The 24,843-nt window shown below is 50.9% G+C and carries 27 protein-coding genes and 2 pseudogenes; 3 read left to right on the top strand and 26 right to left on the bottom strand.

Features of this window, described 5'->3' with window-relative positions; translation table 11 throughout:
• Nucleotides 1–60: 60 nt before the first annotated feature.
• The 4 genes and pseudogenes from B5G12_RS09755 to B5G12_RS09740 all read right to left on the bottom strand — a co-directional run bounded on the left by B5G12_RS09755 (nt 61) and on the right by B5G12_RS09740 (nt 3,350).
• A complete protein-coding gene (locus B5G12_RS09755; protein ID WP_087324784.1) occupies nt 61–387 on the bottom strand; it encodes a PrgI family protein in 327 nt (108 codons plus the stop codon).
• 30 nt (nt 388–417) lie between these two features.
• Nucleotides 418–1,284 carry a VirB6/TrbL-like conjugal transfer protein, CD1112 family gene (locus B5G12_RS09750; RefSeq protein ID WP_087324783.1) on the bottom strand — a complete coding sequence of 289 codons (867 nt, stop codon included), beginning with the start codon at nt 1,282–1,284 and terminating at the stop codon, nt 418–420.
• Nucleotides 1,285–1,548: 264 nt separating this feature from the next.
• A pseudogene (locus B5G12_RS15225) lies at nt 1,549–1,641 on the bottom strand (Maff2 family mobile element protein); the annotation flags it as partial.
• A gap of 89 nt (nt 1,642–1,730) precedes the next feature.
• Nucleotides 1,731–3,350 (bottom strand): IME_Rho_tet family element recombinase, encoded by a 1,620-nt coding sequence (locus B5G12_RS09740; RefSeq protein WP_087324781.1) that lies wholly within the window; start codon nt 3,348–3,350, stop codon nt 1,731–1,733.
• Between the two features lie 215 nt (nt 3,351–3,565).
• On the opposite strand from B5G12_RS09740, the gene B5G12_RS09735 reads away from it, so the two are divergent.
• Nucleotides 3,566–4,060 carry an ATP-binding protein gene (locus B5G12_RS09735; RefSeq protein ID WP_087324780.1) on the top strand — a complete coding sequence of 165 codons (495 nt, stop codon included), beginning with the start codon at nt 3,566–3,568 and terminating at the stop codon, nt 4,058–4,060.
• 50 nt (nt 4,061–4,110) lie between these two features.
• On the opposite strand, the gene B5G12_RS09730 is transcribed toward B5G12_RS09735, so the two are convergent.
• The 13 genes and pseudogenes from B5G12_RS09730 to B5G12_RS09670 all read right to left on the bottom strand — a co-directional run bounded on the left by B5G12_RS09730 (nt 4,111) and on the right by B5G12_RS09670 (nt 14,363).
• Nucleotides 4,111–4,296: a transposon-encoded TnpW family protein gene (locus tag B5G12_RS09730; RefSeq protein WP_087324779.1), complete on the bottom strand. Its 186-nt coding sequence runs from the start codon at nt 4,294–4,296 to the stop codon at nt 4,111–4,113.
• A gap of 12 nt (nt 4,297–4,308) precedes the next feature.
• On the bottom strand, nt 4,309–5,142 hold the full coding sequence (locus B5G12_RS09725) for an ATP-binding protein (RefSeq protein ID WP_087324778.1): 834 nt from the start codon (nt 5,140–5,142) through the stop codon (nt 4,309–4,311).
• Nucleotides 5,139–5,900 (bottom strand): replication initiator protein A, encoded by a 762-nt coding sequence (locus B5G12_RS09720; protein WP_087324777.1) that lies wholly within the window; start codon nt 5,898–5,900, stop codon nt 5,139–5,141. The genes B5G12_RS09725 and B5G12_RS09720 overlap by 4 nt, the downstream gene beginning before the upstream one ends.
• Before the next feature lie 432 nt (nt 5,901–6,332).
• A complete protein-coding gene (locus tag B5G12_RS09715; RefSeq protein ID WP_087324776.1) occupies nt 6,333–7,934 on the bottom strand; it encodes a relaxase/mobilization nuclease domain-containing protein in 1,602 nt (533 codons plus the stop codon).
• The gene (locus tag B5G12_RS09710) at nt 7,906–8,307 is read right to left on the bottom strand and encodes a plasmid mobilization protein (protein ID WP_087324775.1); all 402 of its coding nucleotides are present in this window, start codon (nt 8,305–8,307) and stop codon (nt 7,906–7,908) included. Before B5G12_RS09710 ends, B5G12_RS09715 begins: the two co-directional genes overlap by 29 nt.
• Nucleotides 8,308–8,884: 577 nt before the next feature.
• Nucleotides 8,885–9,103, bottom strand: a complete 219-nt coding sequence (locus B5G12_RS09705) for a helix-turn-helix domain-containing protein (protein ID WP_087324774.1) — start codon at nt 9,101–9,103, stop codon at nt 8,885–8,887.
• Complete coding sequence (locus B5G12_RS09700) at nt 9,096–9,533, bottom strand: sigma-70 family RNA polymerase sigma factor (protein WP_087324773.1); 438 nt, start codon at nt 9,531–9,533, stop codon at nt 9,096–9,098. The genes B5G12_RS09705 and B5G12_RS09700 overlap by 8 nt, the downstream gene beginning before the upstream one ends.
• Before the next feature lie 181 nt (nt 9,534–9,714).
• Nucleotides 9,715–10,449 carry a CPBP family intramembrane glutamic endopeptidase gene (locus B5G12_RS09695; RefSeq protein WP_087324772.1) on the bottom strand — a complete coding sequence of 245 codons (735 nt, stop codon included), beginning with the start codon at nt 10,447–10,449 and terminating at the stop codon, nt 9,715–9,717.
• Nucleotides 10,449–10,988, bottom strand: coding sequence for a TetR/AcrR family transcriptional regulator (locus tag B5G12_RS09690; RefSeq protein WP_207728258.1), 540 nt, complete (start codon nt 10,986–10,988; stop codon nt 10,449–10,451). Before B5G12_RS09690 ends, B5G12_RS09695 begins: the two co-directional genes overlap by 1 nt.
• A 225-nt stretch (nt 10,989–11,213) precedes the next feature.
• A pseudogene (locus tag B5G12_RS09685) lies at nt 11,214–11,342 on the bottom strand (Maff2 family mobile element protein); the annotation flags it as partial.
• Nucleotides 11,343–11,574: 232 nt separating this feature from the next.
• Nucleotides 11,575–13,344, bottom strand: coding sequence for a VirD4-like conjugal transfer protein, CD1115 family (locus B5G12_RS09680; protein WP_087324769.1), 1,770 nt, complete (start codon nt 13,342–13,344; stop codon nt 11,575–11,577).
• Nucleotides 13,341–13,811: a PcfB family protein gene (locus B5G12_RS09675; protein ID WP_087324768.1), complete on the bottom strand. Its 471-nt coding sequence runs from the start codon at nt 13,809–13,811 to the stop codon at nt 13,341–13,343. Before B5G12_RS09675 ends, B5G12_RS09680 begins: the two co-directional genes overlap by 4 nt.
• 93 nt (nt 13,812–13,904) lie before the next feature.
• Entirely contained in the window at nt 13,905–14,363 is a 459-nt protein-coding gene (locus tag B5G12_RS09670) for a hypothetical protein (protein WP_087324767.1), read from the bottom strand.
• A 101-nt stretch (nt 14,364–14,464) separates the two neighbouring features.
• Here B5G12_RS09670 and B5G12_RS09665 point away from each other — a divergent pair, with 101 nt between their 5' ends.
• The gene (locus B5G12_RS09665; protein WP_087324766.1) at nt 14,465–15,664 is read left to right on the top strand and encodes an ATP-binding protein; all 1,200 of its coding nucleotides are present in this window, start codon (nt 14,465–14,467) and stop codon (nt 15,662–15,664) included.
• Nucleotides 15,665–15,703: 39 nt separating this feature from the next.
• On the opposite strand, the gene B5G12_RS09660 is transcribed toward B5G12_RS09665, so the two are convergent.
• The 5 genes from B5G12_RS09660 to B5G12_RS09640 all read right to left on the bottom strand — a co-directional run bounded on the left by B5G12_RS09660 (nt 15,704) and on the right by B5G12_RS09640 (nt 19,061).
• Nucleotides 15,704–16,597: a ParB/RepB/Spo0J family partition protein gene (locus B5G12_RS09660; RefSeq protein ID WP_087324765.1), complete on the bottom strand. Its 894-nt coding sequence runs from the start codon at nt 16,595–16,597 to the stop codon at nt 15,704–15,706.
• Nucleotides 16,598–16,646: 49 nt separating this feature from the next.
• Nucleotides 16,647–16,901 carry a DUF6017 domain-containing protein gene (locus B5G12_RS09655; protein ID WP_144064132.1) on the bottom strand — a complete coding sequence of 85 codons (255 nt, stop codon included), beginning with the start codon at nt 16,899–16,901 and terminating at the stop codon, nt 16,647–16,649.
• A 47-nt stretch (nt 16,902–16,948) separates the two neighbouring features.
• Nucleotides 16,949–17,191 carry a hypothetical protein gene (locus B5G12_RS09650; protein ID WP_087324763.1) on the bottom strand — a complete coding sequence of 81 codons (243 nt, stop codon included), beginning with the start codon at nt 17,189–17,191 and terminating at the stop codon, nt 16,949–16,951.
• Nucleotides 17,175–18,131, bottom strand: coding sequence for a helix-turn-helix domain-containing protein (locus B5G12_RS09645; protein ID WP_087324762.1), 957 nt, complete (start codon nt 18,129–18,131; stop codon nt 17,175–17,177). The genes B5G12_RS09650 and B5G12_RS09645 overlap by 17 nt, the downstream gene beginning before the upstream one ends.
• Nucleotides 18,132–18,413: 282 nt before the next feature.
• Nucleotides 18,414–19,061, bottom strand: a complete 648-nt coding sequence (locus B5G12_RS09640; protein WP_087324761.1) for a helix-turn-helix domain-containing protein — start codon at nt 19,059–19,061, stop codon at nt 18,414–18,416.
• A gap of 678 nt (nt 19,062–19,739) precedes the next feature.
• Between B5G12_RS09640 and B5G12_RS09635 the strand changes: the two genes are divergently transcribed.
• Nucleotides 19,740–20,453, top strand: a complete 714-nt coding sequence (locus B5G12_RS09635) for a CPBP family intramembrane glutamic endopeptidase (protein ID WP_087324760.1) — start codon at nt 19,740–19,742, stop codon at nt 20,451–20,453.
• Nucleotides 20,454–20,647: 194 nt separating this feature from the next.
• Here the strand turns inward: B5G12_RS09635 and B5G12_RS09630 are convergent, their stop codons facing one another.
• The 4 genes from B5G12_RS09630 to B5G12_RS09615 all read right to left on the bottom strand — a co-directional run bounded on the left by B5G12_RS09630 (nt 20,648) and on the right by B5G12_RS09615 (nt 24,750).
• Nucleotides 20,648–20,974, bottom strand: a complete 327-nt coding sequence (locus B5G12_RS09630; protein WP_087232750.1) for a MazG nucleotide pyrophosphohydrolase domain-containing protein — start codon at nt 20,972–20,974, stop codon at nt 20,648–20,650.
• A 177-nt stretch (nt 20,975–21,151) separates the two neighbouring features.
• Nucleotides 21,152–21,505, bottom strand: coding sequence for a sporulation initiation factor Spo0A C-terminal domain-containing protein (locus B5G12_RS09625; protein WP_087232747.1), 354 nt, complete (start codon nt 21,503–21,505; stop codon nt 21,152–21,154).
• A gap of 820 nt (nt 21,506–22,325) precedes the next feature.
• Nucleotides 22,326–23,519 carry a radical SAM protein gene (locus tag B5G12_RS09620; protein ID WP_087324759.1) on the bottom strand — a complete coding sequence of 398 codons (1,194 nt, stop codon included), beginning with the start codon at nt 23,517–23,519 and terminating at the stop codon, nt 22,326–22,328.
• Between the two features lie 25 nt (nt 23,520–23,544).
• Complete coding sequence (locus tag B5G12_RS09615) at nt 23,545–24,750, bottom strand: glycosyltransferase (protein WP_087324758.1); 1,206 nt, start codon at nt 24,748–24,750, stop codon at nt 23,545–23,547.
• Nucleotides 24,751–24,843: the final 93 nt, after the last annotated feature.

Here is a 24,843-nt window from a genome sequence, read left to right as displayed (position 1 = left end):
TCGGATTTTGTGAGCAGGGGCTTACCGGTGGGCTTTTTGAACAATGTGGTTCACCTCCTCCTACGCGTCTGCCTGCCGCATCAGGGCAGCATAGTAGTTGTTGATCCGGTAAGGCCGGACGAACCGGGCCTGATAAAACTGCCGGGCCACCACTTCGGGGGGCTGGCCGTTCCGTTCGTACAGCCCCAGGAAAAAGAACGGGAGCATAACCACAATCATGGCCAGGGCTGCCAGGCTGAGATTGCCGGCGGCCCGGACAAAAAAGTAGACCGGCACACCAATCAGTGCGCCGGTCCCGAAGCAGATAAGCTGCCGCTTGGTCAGGCCGAACAGAACTTTGGATTTAACCCGCGTCAGGTCCCGCGGGACAGAAATATAGGCTGCCATGAATACCTCCTTTTATGATAAGGTGTTGGATCAGTGGGCGTTCAGGATACTGCGGGCAATGGTGCTGGTCTTAAGCAGCGTGAAGCAGAGCAGGACGGTGTAGCCGATGACACCCCAGATGGAGCCGATGGGATCGGATGCAAAGGACACTCCCTGGATGAGTACCGCATAGATGCCCACGCAAATCATAATCAGGAACCCCTGCAGACCAAGGGCCAGCAGGCTGCGCAGATAGTTCTGCCCGATCTGTCCCTGCTCTTTGCTCCCGAAGGTAGAAAACGGGATGGGGGCCAGACTGACGGCAAGGTAGATTTCCACCATACGGCCATACACAATCACGAATATGGCGATGGAAAGAATCTGCATCGTGAATCCGATGATGAAAGATTGCAGGTAAAGTCCCAGCAGTTCGCCCAGCTCCAGTGACATGAGGGAAGTTTGCAGGCTGGCCAGGGTGGTATCATCCACCGCTGTGCTGCCGGCGATGATGCCGCCGGATTCTGCCACCACCGTCTGCGCCAGGTCAAAGACTGCCATCGTGATCTCGAAGGTATTGGAGATCAGGGTGACGGCCACAAAGGTCTTGAATACCCAGCGGAAAAAGGTCCAGGTCTCAAAGCTGGCCAGATTGTTGTGGTCGATCACCATCTGGATCAGCTCATAGCAGGCCACAATGGTCAGGAAGATGCCCGCAATCGGCAGGATCACCGATTCGGACACCTCCTGGACCATTTCAAAGACCCGCGGTGAGAACTCGGCAGGGGTCAAACTGACCTGTTCGCTGATTTCTCCGACCTGTTTGTTGACACTGTCAAACATCCCGGACAGGTTGCCCATAACCCCGCCGACCAGTATCTCCTTAAGCCACTCTGTGATTTTCTGGAGTACCTTGTCCACGGGTCAGCCTCCTTAGCCCAGCAGCGGGAAGCGGGACAGCAGGGTCATGAGAGATGCCAGGAACTGAAAGAGGGCGGTTCCAACAGAAAAGATTTCCATGTGATTTTCCTCCTGAAATAAATGATGGATGATTTGTTTTCTCCTTTTCCAATACGCCGCGAGCCAATTCAAAAAAGCCCTGTTCTGTGGGCGGCAGTTCCCGCTTGTGGCGCTGGGAAAAGAGCTGGATTACCGGATTACTGCTGGCTTATGGGGCCGGCTTTCTCAGCCAAACAGGCCGCTCAGCAGGGGAACCAGGGTAGTGCCGATCAGGGCGACACCGCCGCCGGCCATCAGCTGCTTCATGCCCTGGCTCTTTACTGATGTGCGATAAAGAAGTAATAGAAGTGTAAAAAATTTTGCCGTTCCTATCCGGCACTTGCGCATTGTGTCGGATAGGTCGGGCGTTAGGCTTCGGGCAAGTCAATCTTGCCGACAAAGCTGTAATAAATCTCAATGTCCTGCCTGCGGGTGCCGTTCTCGTCATAGCTGCACTCATGCACGACGATTTTCTCAATCATCTCCCGCAAGAGGGTGGGGGTCAATTCCTCAAAAGCAAGGTGCTTTCGAACGATACCCATAAACTTTTCCGCGTTGACGGTGGCGGCCTGTGACTTGTCCAGTTCGGCCTGCAAAGCGGCGGCGCGGTCTTTCAGTTCCCGCTGCTCCTGCTCATAGTCTGCCGACAGTTCCATGAAACGCTCGTCGCTGATTTTGCCGTTCACATTGTCCTCATACAGCCGCTTGATTATGCGGCTCACTTCGGAAATGCGCTCCTGTGCCTGTTCGAGCTGCTTGGTGGCTGCGGCGGTCTTTCTCTTGCCGCCGATCTCGTTCTGCTGGATAAGCAGCTTCACAAAACGGCTCTCATGCTTGGCGGCATACTCGGTCACTTGCCGGAGATTGGAGAGGACACCGGCGGTCAACAGGTCGGTGCGGATAAAGTGCGCCGTACAGTCGCGGGTGCGCTTCTTGTAGCTGCCGCAGATGTAACAGTCCTGCTTGCGGGTTTTGTTCTGATACCGCTGCTGGTACATCACATGGCCGCAGTCGGCGCAGAACAGCATACCGGAGAACAGCCCCACTTCATCATAGCGGTTCGGGCGTTTGCGCTGCTTGCGTAACTCCTGCACACGCTCCCATGTTTCCGTGTCGATAATCGGCTCATGGTGGTCGGGGAAAATGGCTTGCTTCTCCACAGGGTTCTCTACGCTGTGCTTGGTTTTGTAAGAGGGCTTCTCCGTCTTGAAGTTTACCAGACAGCCGGTGTACTCCCGGTTTTCGAGGATATGAACGACGGTGTTCGTCGCCCATTTACACACATAGCCGGGGTGATAGCGGCGGGTGCTGCCCGTCCTGCGGTATTCCAGCGTCCCCGGCGTGGGGATTTGCTGCTCCGACAGCATACGGGCAATCTTGGTCGGGCCGTTCCCGGCAAGGCAAAGCTGGTATATCTGCTTGACTACCGGCGCGGTTTCCTCGTCAACGATATAGTTCTCGTCCTCGTCCATGAGGTAGCCGTACACCGGCTTGCTGGTAACGGGCTTGCCGCTCATGCCTTTTGCTCTCTTAACTGCCTTGATTTTCTTGCTCGTATCTCTCACCAGCCATTCGTTGAACAGATTTCGCAGAGGGGTAAAATCGTTGTCCATGCCGCCGTTTGCGCTGTCCACATTGTCGTTGACAGCGATAAAACGCACTCCCTTTTGAGGGAACAGCATTTCCGTGTAAAATCCCACCTGCAAGTAGTTTCGCCCTAACCGGCTCATGTCCTTGACGATGACCGTACCCACTTTCCCGGCTTCAATGTCTGCAAGCATGGCTTGAAAACCGGGGCGTTGGAAGTTCGCGCCGGAAAAGCCGTCGTCGGTGTACCAGCGCAGATTGGTAAAGCCGTTCTGCTTGGCGTAGGTTTCCAAAATCCTTTTCTGGTTGGAAATGGAATTGCTCTCGCCTTGCAATTCGTCCTCATGGGACAATCTAGGATAAAGGGCGGTAATGAGGTTTTGGGTGGCTTGTCTTAACATAAAATCCTCCGTTTCCGACAGCCAGCCCCACTATTCCGTATTTTTATCATACCACATGGGGCGGCTGTCTGTATAGCGGTGAAAGCGTCAAATCTGCTTCTTTACAGTCGGCTAAAATGACGGTTTTATTCGTAAGGGTTCTAACGGTGGCTTATCTCCTCTATTTGTGCTATACTTGTTTAGAAAACAGCAAATTATATTTGGAGAGATTACACATGAAGCGGTTGTTTATCATTGGTGGTACTATGGGGATTGGGAAAAGTACCGTTAGCCAAATCTTAAAGCAGAAATTACCTAACAGCGTATTTCTTGACGGGGATTGGTGCTGGGATTCCAGTCCATTTCAAGTCACCGCTGAAACAAAAGAAATGGTCTTACAAAATATTTGTGCGGTATTAAATAATTTTCTCAAATGCTCTGCCTATGAGAATGTTATTTTTTGTTGGGTAATGCACGAACAATCCATTATTGACACAATCATTTCTTGCCTTGACACCGCTGACTGCCGTATCATAGCCGTATCTCTGATTTGTTCAGAACAGGAACTTGTTGAACGCTTGCGAAAGGATGTGACTGCGGGTATTCGTACTCCTGATGTGATTGAGCGAAGTGTGCAGCGTATTCCACTTTATCAGAAATTGAACACAATCAAAGTGAACACATCTGGAAAAAATGCAGCAGACGTGGCGCAAGAGATCGCTGCACTATAAGAACACTCCAGCGGCCACGCTCTCCGGCGTGACCGCTTTTCTATGTCCCGTCATATCGCCGGTTTTTGTGTAGCAGCTTCGGCCTGCAATACCTTTGCCATTTTGTCGGCGGCGGTTTCGTTGCTGCCCTGCTTGAAAAAGCCGGACACCACAAGGACAGAGTTGCCCATGCGGATTTCCGTCACGCAGTCGGGGCGGCGAGGATTGGTTCGGGTGATCTGCTTGTTATCTGCCATAGGCTACTCCTTTCACTCGTTCATCAGATTTTTCAGCCGTTCCAGCTTGGCTTGTGCGGTTTCCCTTCGGAAATTGCCGCCCGTAAAACGGACGGGGGCGCACATTTCCAGCAGCCGGTCATAGATACGGGCATGGGCGGTGTCCGGCGGGTTCTGGATTTGCTGCAAGGTCAGGTTGGTGGTGACGATCAGCGGCCTGCGGCTGCGGTATCGGCTGTCAATGACGCTGTAAACCTGTTCCAGCCCGTATTCTGTTCCACGCTCCATGCCGAAATCGTCCAAAATCAGCAGCGGATAACGGCAGAGCCGGGAGATGTACTCGTTCCTGCCCTCGAAGCTGGCGGCAAGGTCATTGAGGATTGCGGCAAAGTTCGTCATGCGGACGGGGATTTCTTTCTCCATCAGGGCGTTTGCGATACAGCCCGCAAGGTAGCTTTTTCCAGTTCCCACACCGCCCCAAAAGAGATAGCCGATGTTCTCGGCCTGCATGGTGTTCCAATGCTCCGCATAGAACCGGGCAACGGCAGTCTGGGGGTTCCTGCCGTTGTCGTTTTCAAAAGTCCAGTCCCGCATGGCGGTATCGGAAAATCCCCGGCGTTTCAAGTCCTCTACGGTGTCAAGGTGTCTGCGCTGCTGTTCGGCGGCTTCACGCTCAATCCGCTGCGCCCTCTGGCAGTCGCACTCTGCCGGGTGGCGATCAAGCCCGAAAAGCGTCTTGCCCTCCGGGAAGTAGGCTTCTTTGGGCTTGCGGCATTTCCCACAGTACAGCAAACCGTCCTCGCCTGTGTAGTCGCCGCTGTCCGGCTCGGTATCCGGCAGCAGATTGATATTCTCGATTTTGTTCATAAACTTTCTCCCTCCTTGCAGGTGTAGTCCGGGACGCCCTGTTTCGGGGCGTCCTTTTTATCGTTCTCCGACCATATCCGCAGGGCGGCGGCATAGTTCTGGTAGGTTCTCCCGTTGGCGGCAAGGTAGCGGCTCATTTCCTCAATGAGCCGTTCCAGTCTGTCCGGAAACTCGGTTTTCAGTTCTGCATACTCGGCTTCGGTCAGAAAAACATTCTCATATCTGCCAAACGGCTTGTGCGGCTCTCTACTCACTCCCATTGTTTGGCTTTCTATCAGGTTGTTTATAGTAAGGTTGTTAGGGGTCGGTTTTCCGACCGTCATAAGGTCGCTTTTCCGACCATCAGTAGGTCGGTTTTCCGCACTTATGAGGGTCGCTTTTCCGACTGTCATAGGGTCGGAAATCCGTACTAATGGCGGCAGCTTCACATACAGGCGGTTGGCTGCGGAAAATCCCGCCCGTTTCCGTTCCAGAAGTCCGGCTGCGTCCAGTTCGTTCAATGCGGCTTTGATGGCGGTCTGCCCCTTATCCAGCATTTCGGCAATCTCCGCTATGGGATAGACAATGAATGTCCTGCCCTGATTGTCCTGCCAGCCGTTCCGCTGTGACAGGGTGGTGCGGTCTAACAGCAGCGCATAGAGCAGCTTGGCGGTCTGGGAAATGTCCATTTTCAGCAGGAACCGGGGATATGGCAGGTAGGGCGGCAAGCCTGTGTCCAGCCCTACATAAATGGTTTCCTGCGTGTTGTCCGGCTTCATGGCTTCGCCCGCTTGGAGCGAAACGGTGGGCACTCGATGATGATAGCCCGGAAACTCTGCTTGCAGGTGCGGCGGCACCTGCGGCAAAGGGGATTGTAGGTGATACGGTTGCGCTCGTTGAGGAAGAACGCCCATTCTTCCTTGCGCTTCTTGCTCATTCTCGGCATGGCGGCTCCTTTCTGCCGCTTCTATCGGGGTAACGGGATAGGCGGCGTTTGGTGTATGGTTTCGGTGTCATTTTCGGGGATTTTCCCCTCTGTATGCCCCTTGAAAAAGGTAGGTGATATTGCGGATAGGGGTAAATATAGGGGACGCTTTTGTGTGGTTTCGGTATCATTTTGGGGTTGAGTTCAGCGGTCAATTTCCCATAGCAAAGGGGTGTCCAAAATGGAAACCCCTTTCCCGGTAGGGGTGGAACAAAACGGAACACCCTTACCGCTCCCAATCCCGGCGCACCTCTTTTGTCCGTTCCTGCCGGAGCATGGCGGCAAGGTTGGATTTGACCTTTTGCAGCTCGGCGGCTCTGGCTTTCTGCTCCCGGTATTCGGTGTAAAGCCCGTTTTTCTCGGAAATCAGGGCTTCATTTTCTGCTTGCAGTCTGGAAGTGGCGGGTAATTTCTTCAAGCCCCGTTCCCGAAAATACCGCACAGCTGCTTCATACAGCGTCAGGTCTGCATGAAACGCTTCCCGGTATCGTTCCGGCTTCTTGGCGGTTTTCAGCCCGTCATGGGCGGGCTTGGTCTTGCGGTAAATGGTGATCTGCCGCATGAGTTCCTTGTTGGCGGTGATTCTGGATTCCAGTTCTTTCAGCTTCTCTCCGGCGGCGTGCTGCCCGGAAATGGCGGCCTCCAAAGCTGCGTCCACTTCTTCGGGGCTGGCAAAACCGTGCTCGGAAAGGAAATTCATGGTCTTTGCCATCTGTTTGAGGTTAAAGGTTTTCGCCCAACGCTCATAACCTTTGCCCTTGCCCTCGGACAGCTTCTTTTGAATATCCACAAGCCGCTGCGGGCTGTCAGGATTGGGGGTGATTTGGGTGGTTTTTTCCTGCCGTATGCCCCCGGAAATTTGCGGGTGATATTCTGCTCTTTGAACGGCTCTGACGGCGTTCTGCTGGAAAACAGCAAGGACAGCGGCTTTGTCAAAGTCCGTCCCCAGCTTTCGGGCGGTGATGGGCTTCGTCCTGTCCGGCGTGAGATAGGACAGCCGCCCCCGGCTCTTCTTGACGGTCACGCCATCCCGCAACAGGAGAGCGGAAAACTCCTCAAAGCTGGCGGCGGTGGCAAGGGCTTGGCGTATGGTCTGCCGCAAGCGGTCTTTGTCGGTTTCAAACTTGGTCTGTCGGGGTACGATACCCTCGGCAAGCAGGGCAGCATTTTCCTTGTCCAGCTTGACTTGCCCCTTGCGCTTCGCCCAGTATTCACGCTCGGTCACTTTGTTTCGGCTGCCGTTCAAGAGGTCGATCTGGTAAAGTCCCTCCCGGTGGCACATCTCCATGACTTCGCTGCGGAAATACCGCATGGCGGCTGCGGTGCAGCGGTGCTTGTCCCCGGCTCTGGTGTCGCTTGCCCTGTCCATGTAGGGCTTGCGCTCCACCTCGGCGATCCGCAGACTGTTGATGACAATATGCACATGGATATTGCCGCTGTGGCTGTGTCCGTCCGGGTGGGTGCAGACAAGGGCTTGGTGTCCGGGAAAATGCTCTTTGCAGTAGGCCAGCCCCAACGCCTGCGCCCGGTCAACGGTCAGGCCATTGTCGGCTGCGTCCCGTGGGTCAAAGCTGATGATATAGTGGTGGCTCTTGATGTCCTCCCGTTTGCTGTTCTTGCCGTACCGCAGATTTGCCCGGATACAGGACAGGGCAAAATCTTCCTCCCCGCAGTTCAGCGTATCCAGCCGGTAGTCCTGCCGGGGAATGAGCCGCCCGGCTTCATCAAGGGTGGGCTTCATGGTAAACTCGTCATGCTCAAAGGTCAGATAGGCTTCGGCGGCTCCGTAGTCGGCATTTTTAGAGCTGATATGCTTGATCGTTGCCATAGGCTTCACCTATCACTTTCAGCACCTCGAATTTGAGGGCGGCAAGGTCGGAAACGGCAGCTCTCACTTCGCCGGACAGGGCATTGTAAGGCGTGGCGTATTCGTTGAGATACCGGGCGATCTGGTTTAGGTTGCTGCCGATTTTCCCGTACTGCGCCACAAGGGAAGATACGGCGGTGAGCATTTCCTCGCTGTGGGCGGTCACCCGGATAACAGGAGAAATCCGGCTGTAAAAAACGGCTTGCCGGATATACTCCGACTGGCTCATGGAGAGGGTGGCACATTTGTCCTCAAAGGCTCTGCGCTCGTCCTCGGTAAGCCGGGTTTTGACAACACATTTCCGCTTGGGGGTGTTGTAGGTCTTGCGTGTCATGGTGGCTCAACTCCTTTCAAACTGCAACGGACAATTTTTATCTAAAACACAAGTATTGGAGCAATTTTTTTTAGCGGCTGGGGCCGCAAAAGGCGGGTTTGGGGTGGCAGCCCCAACAAGTATCTGACCGGGGGACAAATGAGCGAAAAGCGAAATTTGGTACACTGGTCGATACTTGCTCTCCGTGACTGCAAACTTCCCCTCACTTCCGTCCGCCACTTTTTCACGATTTGTATAAATGCTTTTTGTAAATTTTCCTTTGCCTACTACTCGTTCATCGGGAGCCCCTTTTGGCAATTCGTTTCTCTTTTTCTGCTACTAATAATCCGGCAAAGGACATTCCTGCCCGTTTTCGCTAAAATGACGACAGATACGGAACTTCCTGCCCGACGCCGGAGAAAGCCCTTTCCACTCTCTGTAATACAGAAAACCCGAAAATGGCAACCGGGCAGGCAGAAAAATTTTCCTGTTCACTCTAAACACCACCGCCCTGCCTGTTCTGCCAAAAATGGGCGCAAAAAAAGCAGCAAATCTTTTTCAAGACTTACTGCTTCATGTGCTGCCGTTGGGCGGCGGGTTATTCAGTTTTAGGATTGTCCGGGAGTTCCAGACGGAACTTGAACAGGCTGTCAATCAGCGTTTGGATCACATAATCCTCCACATCAGCGTTGACCCGTCCATTTACTTTGGAAAGGTAGCGGATATATCCGGCGTAGTGCTGCAACACGGCGTTTACTGCGTCCGGGTCGCCCTCATGGGCTTTCACAATGGTTTCATAGGGGAGAAGTCTACTCACGGGGATACACCTGCATTTCCTCATGGAGCTGCCGCAAGGCACGATGCAGATGCCGCCCAATGGCACTATCAGACACACCATAATGCTGGCCGATCTGCGTTTGGGTCTGACGCAGAAAGTAATACAAGAAGATTTTCTCACGTTCCTCCTGTGACAAATGGGAAAGGGCATTGGCCAGCTCTTCATTGTCCAGCATGACCGATAAGCCGCAGGCAGTCAAGAGCCGTTCTTCGTCCAGTTCCGCAGTCACAAAATCACGCCAGTCTGTTATGGGAAAGTGCTTCTCGTACATCAAGTATTCAAGGGAGATTTCCCGTTCCCATTTCCTTTGCAAGCGCCGGATGGCGGTGATAGCAGCATGGCGTATAACAGTTTTACAATATGCGTCATGGGTTCTCTGAACAGCCATTTGATATTCCGTTTCCGTCATGGAAAATCCCCCTTTCTGTGATGATAAAGAGGGGCGGCAGCACTCCTTGCTGTCGCCCCTTGTCTGCTCACCAGCAAAGACAGACGGGGCTGTCAACGGCGGGCGTATGCCCGTTCATCTTGACCGTTGACTGGCTCGGCTGGCTTCGCTATTTTATTGGTTATCAGCTATCTGCTTGCTTCTATGACACCCGGTTTTTCGGCAGAGTTTTTATAAGAATGAGGGCATAGACAAGGATAATGGCAAATTCAATCAAGGTGGAAATCATACGCTTCTCAACGTTTAGGCTTGCTTGATTTGCAAAAGCACTAAGTATATTTATCATGGAATGAGTAACGATACAGGGAAGCAGGCTTCTACCACGGTAAAACAAAATTACAAACAGGAAACCAAAAGCAATCGCTCCCACAATTTGAAACAGATTTGCTACAAGTTCCATACCGCTGCCGTTTACTAAATTCACCAAATGTCCAACACCAAATGTAACGCTCGAAATGATAATCGCTGTTTTCACATTGTCCTTAGCAATCGCCTTAAAGAGGAAACCTCGAAAAATCACTTCTTCTATAAATCCAACGCATAGCATTAAAATGATATGACAGACCATTTCCAACCAAGAGTAATTTACCATAATCCCATTCCAAAGATTACTTGTAGCCAAAATAATCAACGGAACGTAGTAGAGGAACTGGCGAGCTGATACAGATGATTTACAAAGCCCATACTTGTCAAGTAACCTGTTTTTCTGCATAAAGGAAAACAAAACTATAGCCTGTACAACACAAAAAACAGCACTTACAGCGTTTTCAATCCCTATTATTTCATTGAGTGGATTGGCTAAGGATTGCAAAACGCAGTAAACTCCAATCCAGACAAGAGCAAATGTTAACTCGTTTTTCTCGTATAGCTTTTTCATTATATGTCCTCCTGTGCGGCTAAAACTGCGCCTTTATATGTTTGCTCCAAATGAGAAGCAATAAGTTCTTCGTCATACTCTAATGAGTTGTTAGCAATAATACTTGCATATCCGTGAGCAAATAAGGCAATCGTTAGAAATACTTTTTTTGTCTGTTCTATGCTCATTTCCATTGCTTCCTGCATAACAGAAAGGATGGGAATAAGTTCCTCTGAGTCGATCATTTCAAGTAGACTGTTCTCGGTGGCAAAGCCCGACTGGAAAAGTAAGCGGAACAGTTTAGGTTCTTCAATCGCAAAACGGATATAATTTAATCCGATTCCAAGCATAATTCCTTCTTGCGGCTCTTTTATGTTCATCAAATATTCCGTATGAAATCTATCTGCTTTGGCATAAGTAGCTTTTTTCAATTCTTCAATCGTTTCAAAATGATACATAACTGGCTGCGTGGAACAGTTCAGCTTTTTTGCAACTGTCCTAGCGTTGATATTTTCCACACCCGATTCACGAGCAACCTCAAATGCGGCATCAATAATCATATCCTTTGTGACCTTAGCTTTTGGTGGCACTATATTTACCTCCGATTTATTATATTTGTTATATAACGTAAATTATATATTAAATTTCCTTGCTTGTCAATCATTTGCCTGTGCAGTAAAAAGAACCGTTGTCCCGTAAACATTCACACGGTCATAAGCGGCTCTTTTGTGCGGAATAGCAGGTGGTTGTCTATCAAATTTTTGTGTGTTACTTTATGGCACATGAGCATTCGAGCCGGGATTGTCGGACCCATACCCTTCCAGCAGGTTGACGCCGCCCCACACGCCGAGGCCAGCGCCCAGGGCAACAACGAGGGTCTGCAGGACTTCGATTGCGGAGTTAAAAAATTCCATGGTGGTTTCCTCCTGTATAAAAAGAACTTACGGCCGGTCGGATACACACCTGAAATCTCGTTTTTTATAGCTGCTGGCCGCAGCGAAGGCTGATTTGCCGGTGTATCCTGGGGCCTGGGGTAAATAAAAAATCCTCCCGGGATGGGAGAGCGGAACAACTATTTACGGCCCGTTTACTCCCAACGGGCCAGTTCTTTCTCCCAATCTATGGTGCCTTTTGGGAGAAACGTTTTTATGGCAAGTCGGCATCCACCACATCGTACACGTCCGACGGTTTCAGTTTTAACCGGCGGTTAAGAAACTTCTCAATATCGAACATATTTTTCTTGTCGTAGTCGCCGGTCAGCTTGTAATTGGGGTGCTGGGTCAGGTCATACTTGTCCGAGAGGAAGGGCCGCACGCCGCGCAGCTGCAGGATGCACTTGCCGCCGTCCATAACAGCCAGCTCGTCCCGGCTCATGAGTTCGTGACCCGTCTTTTGGTACGATGTGCCGTAACTGGGGCTGTTGCCGCGGGTGTCCGAAGTGTTGTAAAGGTCGATCGTCTCTTTCCCAAGCGTGGCTGCCAGCTCCTTGAGAGTGGTATTTTCTGAACCGCCCAGAAAGATTTGACTGTCCATGTTCCCGATAATGGTGTCGGCGTTGTCCTTATACAGCGCCTTGAGCTGGCTCTGCGCCTGCAAAACCAGGCAGGCCGAGATTTCCCGGCTGCGGATGGTGGCCACCAGCTTTTCGAGGTTCGGGATCTGGCCGATGTTGGCGCACTCGTCGATGAGGCACCGCACATGGACGGGCAGCCGCCCGCCGTACACATCGTCGGCCTTCTCGCAGAGCAGGTTGAAAAGCTGAGTGTACACCATCGAGATCAGGAAGTTGAAGGTGCTGTCGGTGAAGGTGCTGTCGGTGTCCGACATGATGAGGAACAGCGCTGTTTTCCGGTCGCCCAGGGTGTCCAGTTCCAGCTCATCGTAGGCGGTGATCTCCCGCAGTTCAGCGATGTCAAATGGGGCCAATCTGGCACCGCAGGAAATCAAAATGCTTTTCGCAGTCTTGCCCGCAGCCAGCTTGTAAAGACGGTATTGCCGCACTGCGAAGTGGTCCGGCTTCTGTTTTGCCAGATCCTCGAACATGAGGTCCACCGGGTTTTGAAACTCCTCGTCATCCTCCCGCACTTCCATGATGTTCAAAAATTCCAGCAGGGTAGCGAAGTTTTGTTCTTCTGCCGGGGCCTCGTAGTGGATATAAGCAATAAGCGACGTAAGCAAGAGCTTTTCCGCCTTGTCCCAGAAGGGATCACCGCCTTTTCCCTCGCCGCGGGTGTTGGTCATGAGGGTCGTCACCAGCTTCAAAATGTCCTTTTCTGAGTGGATATACACGAACGGATTATAATGCATCGACTTTTTGAAGTTGATGGTATTGAAGATTTTGATGCAGTAGCCTTTCTTCAAAAAGGCGTTGCCGACCTCCAAAACCGTGGTGCCTTTTGGGTCTGTGAGGACATAGGAGCTGTGCATTTGCAGGAGATTGGGCTTGATCCAGAAGCGGGTCTTGCCGCTGCCGGACCCGCCTACGATCAGCACATTTTTATTGCGAGCAGTCTTGGGGTCTTTGGAGTGGCTGGACATGGTGAGGCGTTCGGTCTGGGTCAGGATGATGTTGTCCTCAAACTTGGGGGCCACATACGGTTCGATGTCCTTGGCATTGCCCCAGCGGGCCGAGCCGTACTCGCTGCCGTGGCGGTACTTCTTGGCGTTCTTGCTTTTCAGGTAAACCGCCAGCCGCAGCCCCACGCCGCAGCACAGACCAACAGCCAGGTCCAGTGGGTGGAAGCTGGGTACAATGCGTCCCAGGGCGCCCGGCAGTACCGACATGAGGGACATCATCTTTTCGGAAAAGTCAGCCCCGACAGCCAGCCGCCAGGCATAACCCAGATTGGTGGCGTAAAGGCCCATCAGGACATAGGGCAGGTTCAGGAGTACAAGGCGTTTGGTGTTTTGGTTCATCGCTCACCACGCTCCTGCTTCTTTTCTTTCATCCGGCCAGGTACCAGCTCTGCAGCCAGGGCCTTGAACTGCTGCAAACGCTCCAGAACACTGGGGTGCTTTTCTTTTTGGACCAGCTTGGCGGAGTAGTCTTTGAAGGCAGCAGTCAGGGTATCGGCATCTCTGGCCTTGAAGAAAACCAGATACCGCGGCGGGTCGTCATGGTTTTTGGTGATGGCGTAGTCCACACCGTACTTGTCCAAGATCCGCTTGAAATCCCGGATGCCGGTTTTCTCGATTTCAATGTTGGTGGCCCCCTGGTCCTGCCGCAGCAGCTGCTTGACGCTTTGCTTGCCCACCAGTTTACCGTGCGTCTTGCCCGCCCGCCACTGCAAGAACTTACGGGCCGCCGCCAGGATCGTCCGGCCCGTCAGCTTGGTGGTGCTGATGGCGAAGTTGATCGTTCTGTTCTCCACATCTTCCTGCATGGGGGTCATCCTCCTTTCCAGCCTGCATCAGGGCCGCGACGAAAAAGCCGAACCAGGTGCCCGCCGCAAAAAATACCGCGCCCGTCCACATGGTCAGTCCAGCCGGATGGCGATAAAGCTCTCGCCGCCCTGCATCAGGATGACGCTGTGCCGTTCCAAAAATTCCGCCAGCTGATACAGGTCTGCTACCTGAAGGGAGACGGTGTAGCCGTCCCGGTCGATGCGGAAAAAGACCATGGGGCCGACGAGATAGGATTCCTCCCCGATATCCATGACCTGCTCCGGGCAGTAGCTCATGAGGATGGGCAGACCGGGGATACCATACAGCAGGTCGGCCTCGTCGAAACAAGGCAGATAGTCGGGAGCGTCCTCCAACCGGATGACCGAGAGAGGCATCTCGGGGCCGGCCGTCGCCAGATAGAGGGGACGCTCCGACACGGGCGGGCCAGATACGGGTGTGGTGCTGTCTGCCAGCAGGCTATTCAGGATGGTTTCGATGGCACAAACCTTCTCATAGGTCTGCTGTGCGAGGGTGGGTTTCGTTTTAGTCATAGATATTTCCTTTCTGTTTTGAAGTTTTTTCTGAAATCCAGCAAAAACTCTTGAATTTTATTATGTTTCTCTTATACTATGAATAGAAGGAGGCGATTTCTGTGATTCTCAGGCCACGATATATAGACGCTCTGCGCACCTATCGCAACATCCCGCTGGTGAAGATCCTCGCAGGTATCCGTCGTTGCGGAAAGTCCACCATCCTTGAAATGCTGCGGGATGATTTGTTGGCAGGCGGTGTCATGGCAGAGCAGGTCATTTTGATGCGCTATACATCCGAGGAGCTCGAACAGGGCATGACCGACCGTGAGATGTACCAAAACATCAAGTCGCAGATGAAGGATGGCGTTTTTTACTACCTGCTCCTGGACGAGGTTCAGGAAATTGCCGGCTGGGAGAAAGCTGTGAACAGTTTGCTTGAAAACGGAAACGCCGACATCTATGTGACCGGCTCCAATTCCCGGTTGATGTCCAGCGAAATCTCCACCTATCTCTCCGGGCGGTATGTTTCCATTCCGGTATATACCCTATCGTTCGCAGAGTACCTGGACTTCAAAGCGGCCAGCGGACGTCCACCCAGAGAGCTGCTCAACGACTATCTGCGCACCGGCGGCTTTCCTATTGTTGCTCTGGGTTCTTTTGACGAGCGTTCCGCTTACCAGATCGTAGAGGGTATCTACACTTCTGTCATTACCAACGATATCACCAGACGGCATAACATCAGCAATTACGACCTGTTTAACCGGGTGGTCAAATATGTGGTGGAAAACGTGGGCAAAACTTTCTCGGCCAACGCTATCGTCAAGTTTCTCAGGGGCGAAGGGCGTTCCCTGTCCGTCGAATCCATCTACAATTACTTGAACTGGCTTGAAAAGGCTTTCGTCATCTACCGTTGTCAGCGGTATGATCTGCAGGGTAAGTCTGTCCTCAAAACGCAGGAAAAGTTTTATCTGGCTGACCCTTCGCTCAAATACTGCATGACGGGCTTCAACCCTAAATCGCTGGCATCCATGCTGGAAAATGTCGTGTATTTTGAGCTGCTGCGCCGCGGTTATGAGGTATACATCGGCAAGAATGAGACCAGGGAAATCGACTTTGTAGCTGTGCGGCGAGATGAGCGCATTTATGTGCAGGTCTGCCGTCAGCTGCCCGAAGATTCTGACCGGGAAGTCGGTAACCTCCTGGAAATCAGGGACCATTACCCCAAATTTGTAGTGACATTGGACGATCTGGCTTCTGGGAATATCAACGGTGTGCAGATCGTGCATTTGCTGGATTTCCTGTTGAGCGACAGGTATTGAAAATCAGATAAAGGTCAGGGCCATTGTTGGTCCTGGCCTTTATCGTTCCTGGCTGCGCTGGCGCTTTTTCTGCCACTGTTCCAGCAGCTTGATGATGGTGTCCTGCATCTGCTTGGGCGTGTAGGATTTCGGAAAATACTTCCGCAGCACATCGTTTTTGATGGTCACGCGGTCCATCTCGGCCTTCTTTTCTTCCCCCATGATGTCGAACATGGCATCGTAGGTGCATTTGCCCTCCTGGCTCAGTTTCTTGATGCGCTGGGCCTGGGAAAGAGACGGGGCGTTCTGGGTGTCCTGCATAGCCTCCAAAAAATCTCGCTGTTCAGTAGCCGTCAAATAGGACAGCTCCACAGCGGGATTGAAGGAGATTTTCTTTTGGTCCACCAGGTCCAGAAGTTCGGGGATGAGGTTGGTAAGACGGATGAAGCGCTGGACTTGTGTCTTGCTTAAATCAGAATCATTTGCAACCCTTTCTACAGCCCACGGCAACTTCTGACCAACTTGGTCAGAAGTTAAATCCGACCTAGCACCTTGCTTTTTTATGGCTTCCAGCTTCATTTTGTAGGCGAAAGCCCGTTCGCTGGGCAGGATGTGCTCACGCTGCAAATTGCTGTCCACCATCTTGATTACAGCTTCCTCATCACTTATGTTCCGTACAATGACCGGCAGAGTGGTCAGCCCTGCCAGCTGGGCCGCGTGCTGGCGGCGGTGCCCCGATATGATCTCGTAACCTCCTTCCGGCCGGGGCCGGGCAATGAGCGGGGCCAGCACGCCGAACTGAGCCACGCTCTCCACCGTCCGCTGCATGGCTTCATCGTCCAGCACCTTGAACGGATGGTTTTTGAAGGGATGCAGCTCAGTGATGGGGATTTGCTGGATCTGCTCGCGTTGGGGTTCGGTTGGGATTACTTCTGGTTTCTGCTCTGAAATGATTCATCACCTCCAACAGAAAAGGCCCGGAGAAAGCTCTGGGCCAAACTTTTTATCCTGTTTTGAAATCATGCTGTACCCTGGCAGCATAGGAACTGTGCATGGTCATGGGGGCGTTGTAGAGGGTCGCCAATAGATATTGCCGGACGTTTCGTACCTGGGTGGTGTTCTCTTTGAGGCACATGAGGACAAACCGCAGATGGTCGCTGTTCAGTTTCATGAGCTGGGCCTTCACCACCTCAGCGGGCTTGTCATCGCCCGCAATGCGGATGAAGCGGCGTTTGCTGCACACGGTATCAACCAGCAACTCCAGCATCTCCCGCAGCATATCCTCGTCTTCAGGATAGCTTGCAATCAGAGCATTCCAGAACTCTTGCTGCGATGTTCGTATCCGGCCTGCTTCACATATTCCCAGAATTTTCTCCCAAAGTCTGCGTTCAGCGCTTCGACAATCAGAACAAGATCGATATCTTTTGTCGCACGAAAACTCAGCTCCTCGTTTGTCATCAGAATGTCGCAGGCTGTTCCTCCAATGATGACATATTGTTCCTCGTAGCCCTGGAACCAGTTTTTAAAACTGTCAATTCCTTTTACCATCTATCTTCCTCCACAAGCAGTCCAGCATTTCTTCCACCGCTTCTTCGACTCGCTCATCCGGGTCATTCCGCAGCGCCAAGGCCAACGAAAGCTCATCCACCGTCTTTCGACCGGACAATCTTCGCGGATCATATCTCCACAGCTCCACGGCCACCTGCGACCGCGAATCCTGTAAGCGGCTTGTCAGCAGAGCGTTCGGCACAGCCTTGTTTGTCGCGTAGCAGCTAATCTTCGGCGTGTTCAGCATCGAATATTCTGCCAGCGCCAGATAGCCGCTTTCCAGCCATTCTGCTTTTACAGAATCCTTCGGGAGATAAACGGTCCTTTTTACAGGATCGAGCAGTTTCGGCTCTGCAGTTTGAAATAGTTCTTTGGGCACAGCATCTGAAAACAGGATTTTCTGAACGCCAGCCTTTTTGGCTTTGAGCAGGCCCATTTCTTCGAGCTGCCTAGATGCCCTTGAGATTGACGTCGGGGTCAAATTCAGGTCCTTTGCCGCCTGGTGCGTAGTGATCTTTCCTGCCCCATGGTAAATAAAATGGAGCAAAAGTACCTGTGCCGAGGGAATCATTTTCTCCTGCTGGATTTTTTCGGCGTTGCAGCGTTCCTGCAAATACACCGCCATAAAGGGCAGATAGATTTGTTTTTCCTTTACAACGAATGGAATTTTTTCCCGAAGCAGATACTCTTTCTGTCGGGAAGTGATCTGATCCAGCACCAATACAACCGGCAACTTTTCGCTTTCATGCACCCTTTCCAGATGCTTCTTGAGCGCCTCTATTTGTTCCAGTTCCGTTTTGGGAAAGAGAAAGACCACTTTCTGCCCATCCAGAGATGCGCCTTTCAGGGTATACCTCGTGCTGATGAAGTTGGGCAGATGCCGGATCGGCCTGCTTTCACAAGTGACTTCTATCCCCAATACCCGCTTGAGATACTCCATGTCATCACCACCCACTTATAACTCTTTTTACATATTATAACTCGTTATAAGTTATAATGCAATATATAGAGTAAAGATAATTCTGGCTAAGGCTATCTGGTCGGGTGTACAAGGATGGTCATCTTTGGGTGTGGATGTGTGTTATACTGATATCGGCTACCCGGAAGGAGGGTGATTTGCTTGCATCGCAATGCGATGCAGGACCTGATCCATGCCAGAAAGACAAAAGATCTGCTATGAGTTAAGCCCCTCACTGTAAAGCAAGGGGCTGTTTTCATACTGTTATTCTGGTTCTGCGGAGGCACCAGCCTCACTTTCTTTACTGCATTGCCCTGCATATTGACAAAGCAGATTCAGATGCTTGGGAGATTTACGGACAATTTTGGTGGCTGTATCTCCAGCAAGAAATTCCAGAAGGGTCAGTTTGGAAATTAGCAGCTTGCGCTGAATGACGAATCCAGTAATGGACTTGTTGCTGTGCCATCGTTGGACGGTCTGTGCCCCATATCCGGTCAACTCGCAGACCTCGGCAGTTGTCATCAGGTCTTTGTAATCGGCGGCAGCGGCCTCCCATACTGCAAGCAGGCCGGGTTTCTCCTGTTCTGTAAAATGAAAGGTCACCACAGAACCAGGTGCCTGGCTGCGGCGGATACACCGCTTGAGTTTGCCGCTGTTGCCTATGTAGTAGCCCGCAGGGGCACGGTATTTTTCGGGATCAAGTTCCCGGTCGATCAGATAGGCCAAAACGTCCTTCATCTCGATTTTGTATTTCCGTGTCTTTTTGCCGGAGTCTACACATTTCACAAGGCCAGAGTCCAGCAGATACTTGGCGTGGCGTTTGCTGATGTGGCAGATGCGATAGAATTGATCCTTGGTAATTGTTGCAGGGAGAGCGTCCAACTGTTGTACAATAGAAGACAGGTTGTTCATACGATGCCATCCTTTCCTGTTCTGATTTTGTCAGCAGCAGAACCAGGCAAAGGTGGGAACAAAGGGTGAAATAGTCTTTCCTGTATCTTTCCAGACAGCCCAAAATCTCTCTAAAATCTTTCCAATGGGCTATTTTAAGGTCTTTGGGGAATGGGTTCAAATCCGTACATCCTGACTGGATTTTTTAGAATTCGGCTTTCTTTTCATCGTAAACAGGGTGGTTTTTATCTTCCGGCTTCGTCTGGCATCTTCCACGAGGTTCTCTCAACTACCGTGAAACCGTAAAAACTCGAAATCTCGTAGGCCGGGCGACCGGCGCCAGGGTTCAAATCCCTGCTGCTCCGCCAAACCGAGGGGACAGGCGAATTTTGATTCATCTGTCCCCTCTTTTTTGCCGGCGCACCGCACAAGATTTGTACCCCGTGCAAAGGCCGCCTCATCAGGAGGCATCCCCCAGATCGAGGCTGGCGGCCAGCCGCACAGCTTTTGAACCCAGCGCCGTATCGTGGAGACGTGGTTCGTTTTTTCTTCTGTTTCATAGTGTATGTTTCTTTTCTTTCCAGTTTACGCTTCTTTTTCCTGCAATCCATTCAGGCAAGGGACAAGTTTGCATTCGATCGCAACGGATGCTATACTACAAGCAGCCATTTCAATCGCATGAAGGGAGGATGAATCCGCATGAAACCGTACCAGGGAATCTTGGCTTTGATCGGTTATTTGGTATTGCAGATCCTGGTGGCCCGCTTTATCTCGGTGGAGTATTATGAGCCCATTGCCGGGGTTATCGCATTGATTGTACTTGGATGGCTGCTGCACAAAAAACGGATGCTGCATCTCAGCAGCCGGGACCTGAAAGGCTCTCAGCTCCTCTTTTGTGTCGGGATCGGCCTCGGCCTGGCCCTGATTTCCAAAATAGCGATTGTTCTTGGCGTTTTGAGCCAGGAGCCGGTCCCTGAACAAATGCCTCTTACTCTTTTCTTTTGGACACAATACATGGCAACCAGGATAGTTCTAATCTCTGTCGTGGAAGAACTTTTGTTCCGGGGAAGCCTGTTTGGGTCCTTTGCCAGCTCCTTCTCTTACAAAATTGCCATGGTACTCTCGGCAGCTATCTTTGCGCTGTCACATTTGACGATTTCCTGGCCGTCTGTGTTCCTCATCGGGATCTTGCTGGCCTGGATCTATTGGCGGACCGATAATCTTGCGGTTACCATGGTGATTCATGTCACAATCAATTTGGGCACTTTCTTGTCGATGCCGCTCTACGCCCTGTTGACCACTCACCGAACCATTGGGGTGATCGTATGCCTGTTCGTGGTGTTTCTGGGAATCGGGATCACTTATCTGTGCACCAAAAAGTTCCTCCAAAAACACGACGCCTTGTCAGCTTGACCTCCTGAAACAGTCCATCACCCTCAACACAATGGCCCAGAGAAACCTCTGGGCCATATTTTTTCGGTTTTGCGATCGTGCGTGCCCGGGCAGCATAGAGGGACATTGCAGAGGGACGGACAACCGTGCACTTATACATCCGTTCCTCTTGCGGTTCATTTCTCCGGCTTTGCTTCTCCTCGATCCAAAGGAAGTTACCAGCGTTCCATATTCTTTTCAAATTTTGTCGTATAGGCTTCTTTCAATTCCTCACCGCGAATCCCATAGCAAAGAAGAACATCGTTGTAATACATCAGGACATCTGCCATTTCTTCGATGAGATGTCTTCGCAAATCGTTTTCTTCCAGTGCTTTGCTTTCTCCATTTTTCTTAATAATATCTATAACCTCTCCAATTTCTCCAATCATCCACAGCAATTTATGCTTGCCCGCTTCAGGACAAATCCTTTCCCACTTATCTTTATATTTTTCTTGCAGTGCCTGCTGCATGGCAAGCATTTCTTGAATGCTAAAATCGCTCATATTTCCCTCCTGTCCGCGTTGCTGGTTTGTTTTCGATTTTATTCTGCCACCGGTATTATACTATACTATACGGATCAAAACATCCGCTGGAGCTGCATCGGTCATAAAAAGAGCTGCCGCAGCAGTCTGCAACAGCCCGGGGCCATCTAACGCTTCAGATGTCTTTTGTTTACGCCATCAGCTATGGACGGTTTCTTTCATGTCCTTTCTCTGCATATAATTCGAGAAAATTTCAATAAACTCCACGGCAGACGGTTGGCCATGCAGCGAAAAGCCAGCCACTTTTTTCAGCCTGACGGGGTCGGTCGCCCACGCAACAGCCGATACCGTTCGGATGTTGCTCTCGACCGATTTCGGCTGAATGCCGTATTCTTTTGCAATGACCGCATAGATTTGTTTGTGCACAGCCTGAATGGCATCCGGATTTTCCAGCGTAAGTTCGACTGCACGGATCAGCTGCGCACAGCCAGCGTACTGACTGACGATGCCGAACGGCCGCAAAATGTCCAGCAAAACATTTTTCTTGTCCATACTATATTCCTCCCTTGGAACATCCAAAGCATGGACCCCTCTATTATCATAAGTCGAAAAATGTTCAAAGACAGCTTTTCCGTGAAAATCCGTTTCAATGCGTTAAAATGCGTGAAAGAAATACCGAAAGGACCCCCTTCGGAAGCTCTTGGAGGCTTGGGACCTGTAATTTTATACGGTTTCCGACAGGTCAACACAAGCAGAAAGGGCGGCAGGAGGCAGCTGCACCCCTGTAGAAAGGCATCCATCTCCCTCTGCTGCAACGGGAGCAAGTCCATCATCCAAGAGATGAACACAAGGTCCAGTTTCTCCTTATGTACAAAGTCAACTCCCACACCTGATAGTCGAAAGAATCCAAAGAAACCACGCCAGGGTGCATCTGAGGAGACAGCCATACCGAGTATTTGCCAAAAAGTGCCAGCTGCAAACCGCATGAGCACTGCAACTCTTTCACTTAAAGTACCTTGCTGCTAAGCGTTATTATCATCGTCCTATTTGCTGTGGCCTAAATTCTCATTTCATTCTGCTTCCAGACCGTTCTTCATACATTTGGTGATTCTCTCTAAAGAGATTCTGGATATCATCCACGCTGCCGATGTTTGTTATCTGAAAAGGGGTTCAAATTTTCTCTTTTGCAAACTATGTCTTCAGGCCATATTTTTACACCATGTGTCCTGCATCTATACATTTCAGGAGCTTTACACAAATTACGGGATAGTTTCGCCGATATGGCGCGCCATATTACCCATCGTAATCCTGTGATTTCATTTTCCACTTTCGATACAAAATATATGCAGGAAGGAAGCAGATAACATACATCTCATTCTTTTATCTGCGCTGCAATATCCGCATCCACAATTTCCTCGCCAGTCTTACCTTTCAGCTGCGCTTTGCTGGCTTCGCTCAGCCCATCATTGACCTCGGCATTCAAGTCGCAGGTACTGCACTGATCCAGCTGTTCTTTGGTCACCTTGCCGTCTCGGTAATCCCGGCAGATTTTCAGTTCATACATACTGTAAGGATATTTTGTAAACAGCGCCTTGAATTTATGGCGCAGCACCCACCAGGTTGGGATCCAAATGTACTTGTGCATGGCCGGCGAAACCGATCCGATCATCCAGCAGTCACGGTCACAGCAACGCACCTTTTTCCGCACTTTCTCAGCCTCCGGGCTATTCCACAATTCATCCCAGGTTTGGGTGTTCAGATTGCCCATAACTTCCTTATCTTTGGTGCCGTTGCAGGGCATCACATCTCCATAAGGGTCAATAAAGAAAGTATCGAAACTCATATCACAGGGCAGCAGTCGTTTCTGGCTGTAAATGTAATTGATCAGGCCATGATTGAAGTAGGCCCGGAACCACTTTTTGGGGCTGTTGCTGCGCAGCAGCTCATTGATAAGGTTCTCAAAGTTCTTGGCAACCATTGGCCGGTCATGGATGATATTTTTGGCCTCTACAAAATAGAAGCTGTTATGCAGGGAAGCCGTTGCAAACTCCATGCCCATCTCATTTGAGATCCTGTATAACGGCACCAGATCAGAGGCGTTCTTATCCTGCACCGTCATGCCGAAACCGACGTCCTTCATTCCCATTTCACGGAGCATTTTTAGTGTTTGATAGCCGCGCTGGTAACCGTTCTGCAGGCCGCGAATCTCGTTGTTGGTCTGTTCCAGGCCCTCAATGGAAATGCGGATGCCGATCTCAGGATATTCTTTGCACAGATCCACAATACGATCGGTGAAGAAACCGTTGGTGGAAATAACGATACGGTCGCTCTTTTTGTACAGCTCACGCACAATATCTTTCAGATCGGTACGTATGAACGGCTCGCCGCCGGTGATGTTGGTAAAGTACATCCGGGGCAGCTTTTTGATGGTTTCGATGCTGATTTCCTCTTCCGCTCTGGAAGGAGCCTTATAGCGGTTGCACATCGAGCAACGCGCATTGCAGCGGTAGGTCACGATCACGGTCCCGTTCAATTTTTTGCCTATCGTTGTTTTATCCCTGACCATTGGTTGTTCCCCCTCCTTTTTCTCATTACTTTTTCGGACAGTAAATGGGAATCAGCTTTTTATAATAGTCCTCTATCGTGTCAAAACGAATCGATTTGCAATTTTCCATGTACTGGTCGGTCAACGCACGGTCGGACCACAACGTCTGGATTTTCTCTTTTAGGTCATTTGCATTGCCGCTTTCAAATAAAGTACCGGTTTTACCTGCCTCGATCAGTTCCGGGATCCCGCCTATGTCAGCGCCCAGCACCGGCGTGCCATACATCTGAGATTCCATCACAGAGAACGGGCAGTTTTCATACCATTCGGATGGGTAAATGCTGAAGCGGGCTTCCCGGTTCAGCTTTTCCAGTGCTTTGCCGCGTTGAAAACCCACATTTCTGACATTGGGAATACCACTCAATTCACTTTCAAGCGGGCCTGTTCCGGCAAAAACAAACGGTATATCGGGAAGCTGCTTACATACTTGAATCAGAGTCTCAATCCCCTTTTCTTTGGAATAGCGGCCAAAGTACAACACATACTCTTTCTTGCAAGTATCCTTCCACTCCACCTTGTCTACAAAGTTGTGCAGGGCAATTGTCTTTTGTGCAAAAAGCGGATTGCTGTCCATTTTTGTTTTCAGGAACTTGGAGCAGCAGATCATCGTGTCGATATAATTGTATGCGCCGTTCCGTTTCCAGAACTCAGCCTCCAGCATCCCGATCACAGATCTGGCCGTGCTGCCGTGGATACACTTGCCTTTTACACAATTCAGGAAATGTCCGCCCAGACACTTTTCACAATTCTCACCGGTGTTCGGGTTGTTACACATATGATTAGGACACACCAACTGATAATCGTGAGCAGTAAAAACAATCCGGCATTTATTGCCTTCTTTGCGCCATTTCTGGATTTCCAGAATGATACTGGGCGTCAGCTGGTAATTGAAATTGTTGAGGTGACACACATCCGGCTTGAAGTCATTCAGAACAAGCCGAAGCTTCTTCCGCGCCTCTGAGGAATAGATAGTCTTTAAAGGATATGTAAGTTTTGCCAGCTTTGAGCCTCCATGAAAGTCCATATCACTGGTGTATGCATTCACACGATTGCCCACACAGCGGCCTTTATGTTCCATGCCGAAGTATTGCACTTCATGCCCCTGGCTTTTCAGATAATCACCCAGTTTAAATATGTATGTTTCGCTGCCGCCGTTGGGGTAGAGAAACTTGTTGATCATAAGAATGCGCATACTTATTGATCCTCTGCCACATGAATCGCTCCATAACACAACCGAGAACACAACAATTGCCGCCAATACAAGTACCGCCGTTTCCAAATCCTA

Origin of the sequence: Faecalibacterium sp. An58 (assembly GCF_002161515.1) — a bacterium.
In the GTDB taxonomy this organism is placed as follows: Bacteria; Bacillota; Clostridia; order Oscillospirales; family Ruminococcaceae; genus Faecalibacterium; species Faecalibacterium avium.
Note: the sequence above shows the minus strand (reverse complement) of the source record. Positions and strands in the feature narration are given on the sequence as shown.